General features: G+C 71.7%; 5 protein-coding genes. All 5 read left to right on the top strand.

Features of this window, described 5'->3' with window-relative positions; translation table 11 throughout:
* Positions 1-57 precede the first annotated feature (57 nt).
* The 5 genes from AB0F10_RS17020 to ftsZ all read left to right on the top strand — a co-directional run bounded on the left by AB0F10_RS17020 (position 58) and on the right by ftsZ (position 6,263).
* Complete coding sequence (locus AB0F10_RS17020; protein ID WP_360625060.1) at positions 58-1,398, top strand: putative peptidoglycan glycosyltransferase FtsW; 1,341 nt, start codon at positions 58-60, stop codon at positions 1,396-1,398.
* Positions 1,399-1,448: 50 nt separating this feature from the next.
* Positions 1,449-2,558, top strand: a complete 1,110-nt coding sequence (gene murG / locus AB0F10_RS17015; protein ID WP_360625049.1) for an undecaprenyldiphospho-muramoylpentapeptide beta-N-acetylglucosaminyltransferase — start codon at positions 1,449-1,451, stop codon at positions 2,556-2,558.
* A gap of 31 nt (positions 2,559-2,589) precedes the next feature.
* Positions 2,590-4,008, top strand: coding sequence for a UDP-N-acetylmuramate--L-alanine ligase (gene murC, locus AB0F10_RS17010; RefSeq protein ID WP_360625046.1), 1,419 nt, complete (start codon positions 2,590-2,592; stop codon positions 4,006-4,008).
* A 71-nt stretch (positions 4,009-4,079) separates the two neighbouring features.
* Complete coding sequence (locus AB0F10_RS17005) at positions 4,080-4,850, top strand: FtsQ-type POTRA domain-containing protein (RefSeq protein ID WP_360625043.1); 771 nt, start codon at positions 4,080-4,082, stop codon at positions 4,848-4,850.
* Positions 4,851-5,132: 282 nt separating this feature from the next.
* Positions 5,133-6,263 (top strand): cell division protein FtsZ, encoded by a 1,131-nt coding sequence (gene ftsZ, locus AB0F10_RS17000; RefSeq protein WP_360625040.1) that lies wholly within the window; start codon positions 5,133-5,135, stop codon positions 6,261-6,263.
* Position 6,264 lies beyond the last annotated feature (1 nt).

Raw genomic sequence — 6,264 nt, 5'->3', positions numbered from 1 at the left:
GCCGCGACCGCGCAGCCGAGCACGCCCGCGGCCCGGCCCAGGTCGCTCAGCCAGCAGCTGCTGCCGGCGGTGCACGGGCTGCTGGCCCGGCCGCTGTCGTCGTACTACCTGCTGCTCGCCAGCTCCGGCCTGCTGCTGTTGATCGGCCTCACCATGGTGTTCTCGGCGACCAGCGTCCAGGCGTACGCGGCGAACGGCAACGCCTACTCGGCGATCCGCAACCAGCTGCTCTTCGCCCTCCTCGGGCTGTTCGGCTTCTGGGTCTGCCACCGCCTGCCCGCCAGCACCCTGCGCTTCCTCGGCAAATACATCCTCGGACTGGCTATCGTGCTGCTGGCCGTCCTCGACCTGCTGATGGCGCTCAAGGCGGTCAAGCTGGTCGACAAGCCGCGGCTCGGTCCGCTGCACGCCGAATTTCTCTGGCTCTACATCGGCCCGGTCGGCGTGCAGCCGTCGGAGTTCGCCAAGCTCGGCGTGGTGCTCTGGGGCTCCGACATCATCGCCCGCAAGGGCGCGTCGCTGGGCTACTGGCGCGAGCTTGCCATGCCGCTGTTCCCGGCCGTCGGCCTGCTCTTCGTGCTGGTCGGCTACAACGACCTCGGCACCATGCTGGTGGTGCTCGCCCTGATCATCGGCCTGCTCTGGGCGGCCGGGGTGCGGATGCGGGTCTTCGCGGCCCTGGGCGTGCTCGGCTTCTCCGGCATCGGGCTGCTCATCGCCGCCGCGTCCCGCGGCGCCGGATCCGGCACCGAGGGGGCGGACAACTACCGGCTGCTGCGCCTGACCACCTTCCTGAACCCGCCGGAGAAGTGCAACCTCGGCACCTGCTACCAGTTGCTGCAGGGGCGGTCGGCGATCTACGAGGGCGGCTGGTTCGGCGTCGGGCTGGGCAAGGGCGCGCTGAAATGGAACTGGCTGCCCGCCGCCGACAACGACTTCATCTACGCCGTCGTCGCCGAGGAGCTCGGCGTCATCGGCTGCATGGTCATCCTGGCGCTGTTCGCGGTGCTGGCGTACACCGGCTTCCGGATCGCGCGCCGGGTGCAGGACCCGTTCCGCCGGCTGGCCGCCACCGCGATCACCACGTGGCTGGTGGCGCAGGCCGTCATCAACATCGGCGGCGTGGTCGGGCTGCTGCCGATCACCGGCCTGCCGCTGCCGTTCATCTCCGCCGGCGGCAGCGCGCTCGTGGTGACGCTCGCCGCCATCGGCATGCTCGCCTCCTTCGCCCGCGCGGAGCCCGACGCCGCCCGTGCCCTGCATGCCCGTCCGCCCGCTCGGTGGGTACGGCTAGTCTGGGCCCCGCTGCCGCCGCTTCCCCCGCCGCGGCGGCCGGGTCCAACCCGTCCGAAAGCCCAGAAGACGGGCGCTCGGGCACCCGGGAAGGCGCGTCTTTAGACCGGTTTAGGGTTGCGGGCGGGGCGGTCGGATGGGAAAAGGAGAAGGCGATGGGTTTGCTGCGGTCGGTCGTGCTCGCCGGAGGAGGCACCGGTGGTCACATCTACCCGCTGCTCGCCTTCGCCGACGCCCTGCGTCGCCACTTCCCCGAGGTGCGGATCACCACCCTGGGCAGCCCGAAGGGCATGGAGAACGAGCTGATCCCGCCGGCCGGCTACGACCTGCGGGTCATACCGGCGTTCCAGCTGCCGCGGTCGGTCAACCTGAACCTGCTGCGCACCCCGGACCGGATGTACAAGTCCGCGCACGCCGCCGGAAAGATCATCGACGAGGTGGAGGCCGACGTCGTGGTCGGCTTCGGCGGATACGTCTCGGTGCCGGCCTACCTGGCGGCCTGGCGGCGCGAGCTGCCGATCGTCATCCACGAGGTCAACGTGCCGCCGGGCGTGGCCAACCGGATGGGCATGAAGTTCACCAAGAACATCGCGGTCGGCTTCCCGACCCAGCCGCAGCAGGCCGAGTCGCTGCGCGATGCCCGGGTCGTCGGGGTGCCGCTGCGCACGGCCATCGCCCGGATGGACCGCGAGGCGCTGCGCCCGCACGCGCTGGCCCACTTCGGGCTGCGCCCCGACCTGCCGGTGCTCTTCGTCTCCGGCGGTTCCTCCGGCGCCCGCACGATCAACGTCGCGGTGGCCGGTGCCGCGAAGAAGCTGGCGCACGCCGGCGTACAGGTGCTGCACGTGCAGGGCGGGCGCAACGACCCGTTCGAGGTGCCCAGCGACCTGCCGGCGCCGTACGTGGTCGTGCCGTACCTGTCCGACATGCAGCTCGGCTACGCGGCGGCCGACCTGATGCTGTGCCGCGGCGGCGCGATCACCGTGGCCGAGACGACCGCGATCGGCATGCCCGCGATCTACGTGCCCTACCCGCACAGCAACCAGGAGCAGAAGCGCAACGCGCTGCCCGTCGTCGAGGCCGGCGGCGGCCTGCTGGTCGACAACGCCGAGCTCACGCCCGAGTGGATCGAGCGTACGGTCATACCGCTGGCCCGCGACCGGCGGCGGCTGCACGCCATGGGCGCGGCGGCCGGCGGCTACGGCCGGCGCGACGGCGACGAGGCGCTGCTGGACTTCGTCTGCGAAGCGGTTGCGGCCCGATGACCCTTTCACCCACGACCGCTGGAGTGCCGCTGTGAACACCGCTGAGCTGACGCCCGCCGGTGAGTTGACCGCCGAGGACCTGGGCACCGTGCACCTCATCGGCATCGGTGGGGTGGGCATGGGCGGCCTGGCCCGGCTGCTGCTCACCCGAGGCGTGCCGGTCACCGGCAGCGAGCTGCGGGAGTGGCCGGCGCTGGCCGCGCTGCGCGCGCTGGGCGGCACCGTGCACATGGCGCACGAGGCGTCCAACCTGGACGGCGTCGACACCGTCGTCTACTCGACCGCGATCCCGCAGGACCACGTGGAGATCGTCGAGGCGCGCCGCCGCGGCCTGCGGGTGCTGCACCGCTCCGAGGCCCTCGCCGCCGCGATGACCGGGCGCCGCACGATCGCGGTCGCCGGCACCCACGGCAAGACGACCACGACCTCGATAATGACGGTGATCCTGCAGCACGCCGGCGAGGACCCGTCGTTCGTGATCGGCGGCGAGATCTCCGCGGCGGGCTCGAATGGCCACCACGGCTCCGGCAACTACTTCGTGGCCGAGGCGGACGAGAGCGACAAGTCGTTCCTCATCTACCGCCCGCATGTCGCGATCATCACCAACATCGAGGGTGACCACCTCAACAACTGGGGTGACCTCACCGGGCTCAAGGCGGGCTTCCTCGAGTTCGCCGAGCTCACCGACGCGGACGGCTTCGTGGTGACCTGCGCCGACGACGAGGGCGTACAGGAGCTGATCTCCGGGCTGCGCGCCGCGGGCCGCACGGTGTACACCTACGGCGAGTCCGAGGGCGCCGACCTGCGGATCGCCGACGTGGTCTCGTCCGCGCAGGGCGTGCGCTACCAGGCCACGCTCGACGGCAAGCCGCTCGGCGAGATCGCGCTGGCGCTGCCGGGGCGGCACATGGGGCTCAACAGCGCGGCGGCCGTGCTGACCGCGATGCGGCTCGGGCTCCCGCTGCAGAAGATCACCGAGGCGCTGGCGTCGTTCCCCGGCGTCCGGCGCCGCTTCGAGCGCAAGGGCACGGTCGCCGGGGTCCGGGTCTACGACGAGTACGCCTACCACCCGACCTCGGTGAAGGCGGCGCTGCGCACGCTGCGCGAGGTGGCCGGTGACGGCCGGCTCGTCGTGGTGTTCCAGCCGTACCGGGTCTACCGGACCCGGGACCTGGAGGCCGAGCTTGCCGAGGGCCTGGCCATCGCCGACGAGGTGATCGTCATGGAGGTCTTCGGGCCCGGCGAGCAGCGCGGGCCCGGCGAGGGCGGCGTGGCGCTGACCGCGGCCGTCGATCTCCCCGCCGAGCACAAGATCTTCGTGCCGTCGTGGGAGGACGTGCCCGCCGAGGTCGTGCGGCGCAGCCGCCCCGGCGACGTCGTGGTCACCATGGGCGCGCCGCCGATCTCACTGATGGGCGACGAGCTGTTGGCCGCGCTGGCCGAGGCCTGAGCGCGGCGCGGCATGAGCGACCGCACCGAGCGCAGCGGGGGCCAGGAGCGCATGCCTGAGGCAGGCAGAGCGTGAGCGACGGCGGGGGTGGTCGTAGCTGGCGGCTGGTGCGGGCGGACACGGATGCCGTGCCGGCCTCGGTGCGGCGGTTCATGGCCCGCGCCCGCCGGCGCCGGCTCCAGGCGGCGCTGCCGTGGGCGGTCGCCGCGGGCATCTCGCTGGTGGTGGGCGCGCTCGTCTGGACCGTGTACGGCACCTCGGTGCTCGGGGTCCGCTCCGTCGACGTCGTCGGCACGGACTCGCTCGCGCCGGTGCAGGTCGAGCAGGCCGCGGCCGTACGGATGAATCAGCCGCTCGCCGGGGTCGACCTGGACCGGATCCGGGGCCGGGTCGAGGCCCTGCCCGCCGTGGAACGCGCGATCGTCTCGCGTAGCTGGCCGTCGACGGTCGTCGTCGAGGTGGTGGAGCGCACGCCGGTCCTGGCGGTGCCGGCCGGCGAGGGGTTCACGCTGATCGACGCCGAGGGTGTCGCCTACCGGACGGTGCCGACCCGGCCGGCCGGGGTGCCGGTGGCAAGGCTCGCCGCGCCGGGACCGGAGGACGTCAACACCCGTTCGGCGCTGACGGTGCTGTCGGCGCTGACGGCGGAGCTGCGCGATCAGCTGGTCTCCATCTCGGTGCTGGCTCCGGCGCAGGTCAGCCTGGGTTTGCGCCGGGGCCGGACGGTGGTCTGGGGCGACGACACCCAGAGCGACACCAAGGCCCGGGTGGCCACCGCGCTGCTCGAGCGCAAGGGCGACACGATCGACGTCAGCGCCCCGGGCGTGGTCACGATCAAGTAACCGGACGAAAAGGACCGAACGGCGCATTCCGTCACAGGTTACGGCTGAGTCGGATACTCGCCACGTAAGCGGACTCCGACACGCCGCGTCGGTCCTTGGTTGTCGCCTGAGGTCCGCTTACGTTGCCCACGAGAGGTTGAGTAGTTGACATAACACTAAGCCTCTAGTAGAGGGTGAGGGTTTCCTCGCCCTCCCTTGTACGGAGCGGATGTCGATGGCGGTTCTTGGCCGGGCCGCTGGGGCCCTCGACACCGAAAACCCTGGAAGGGAAGGCTGAGCCCGATGACACCTCCGCACAACTACCTTGCTGTCATCAAGGTCGTCGGCATCGGTGGCGGCGGCGTCAACGCCGTGAACCGCATGATCGAGGTTGGGCTCAAGGGAGTCGAATTCATCGCGATCAACACCGATGCCCAAGCGCTGCTGATGAGCGACGCCGACGTCAAGCTCGACGTCGGCCGCGAGCTGACCCGGGGCCTCGGCGCCGGCGCGCAGCCGGATGTCGGCAAGAACGCCGCCGAGGACCACCGCGACGAGATCGAAGAGGTGCTCAAGGGCGCCGACATGGTCTTCGTGACCTGCGGCGAGGGCGGCGGCACCGGTACGGGCGGCGCGCCCGTCGTCGCGAACATCGCCCGCAAGCTGGGCGCCCTGACCATCGGCGTGGTCACCCGGCCGTTCTCCTTCGAGGGCAAGCGCCGTCAGGTGCAGGCCGAGGCGGGCATCGACGAGCTGCGCAACCAGTGCGACACGCTCATCGTCATCCCGAACGACCGGCTGCTGGCGCTCGGCGACCGCGGCATCAGCATGATGGACGCGTTCCGCCAGGCCGATCAGGTGCTGCTCTCCGGCGTGCAGGGCATCACCGACCTGATCACCACGCCGGGTCTGATCAACCTGGACTTCGCCGACGTCAAGAGCGTGATGAGCGGCGCGGGCAGCGCCCTCATGGGCATCGGCAGCGCGCGCGGCGACAACCGCGCCGTCGAGGCCGCCGAGAAGGCCATCTCCAGCCCGCTGCTGGAGCAGAGCATGGACGGCGCGCGCGGCGTGCTGCTCTCCATCGCCGGCGGGTCCGACCTCGGCCTGTTCGAGATCAACGACGCCGCGCAACTGGTCACCGACGCGGCACACCCCGACGCCAACATCATCTTCGGCGCCGTCATCGACGACGCCCTGGGCGACGAGGTCCGGGTCACCGTGATCGCCGCCGGCTTCGACGGGGGTACGCCCTCCTACAAGCCGGTCGAGACGGCGCGCAAGGTGCCGCAGCCCTCATCGCCGCCCGTGGCCGCGCCGACCTCGCCGGTGCCGGTCATCCCGGCCGCGCCGCCCGCCGCGGCCGCGCCGCCGCCGCGCCGGGTGCTCTTCGACGACGTGGACGTGCCGGACTTCCTGAAGAACGGCTCCTGAG

Origin of the sequence: Actinoplanes sp. NPDC026623 (genome assembly GCF_040638275.1) — a bacterium.
Classification (GTDB): domain Bacteria; phylum Actinomycetota; class Actinomycetes; order Mycobacteriales; family Micromonosporaceae; genus Actinoplanes.
This window is presented reverse-complemented; position numbering and strand designations above follow the sequence as displayed.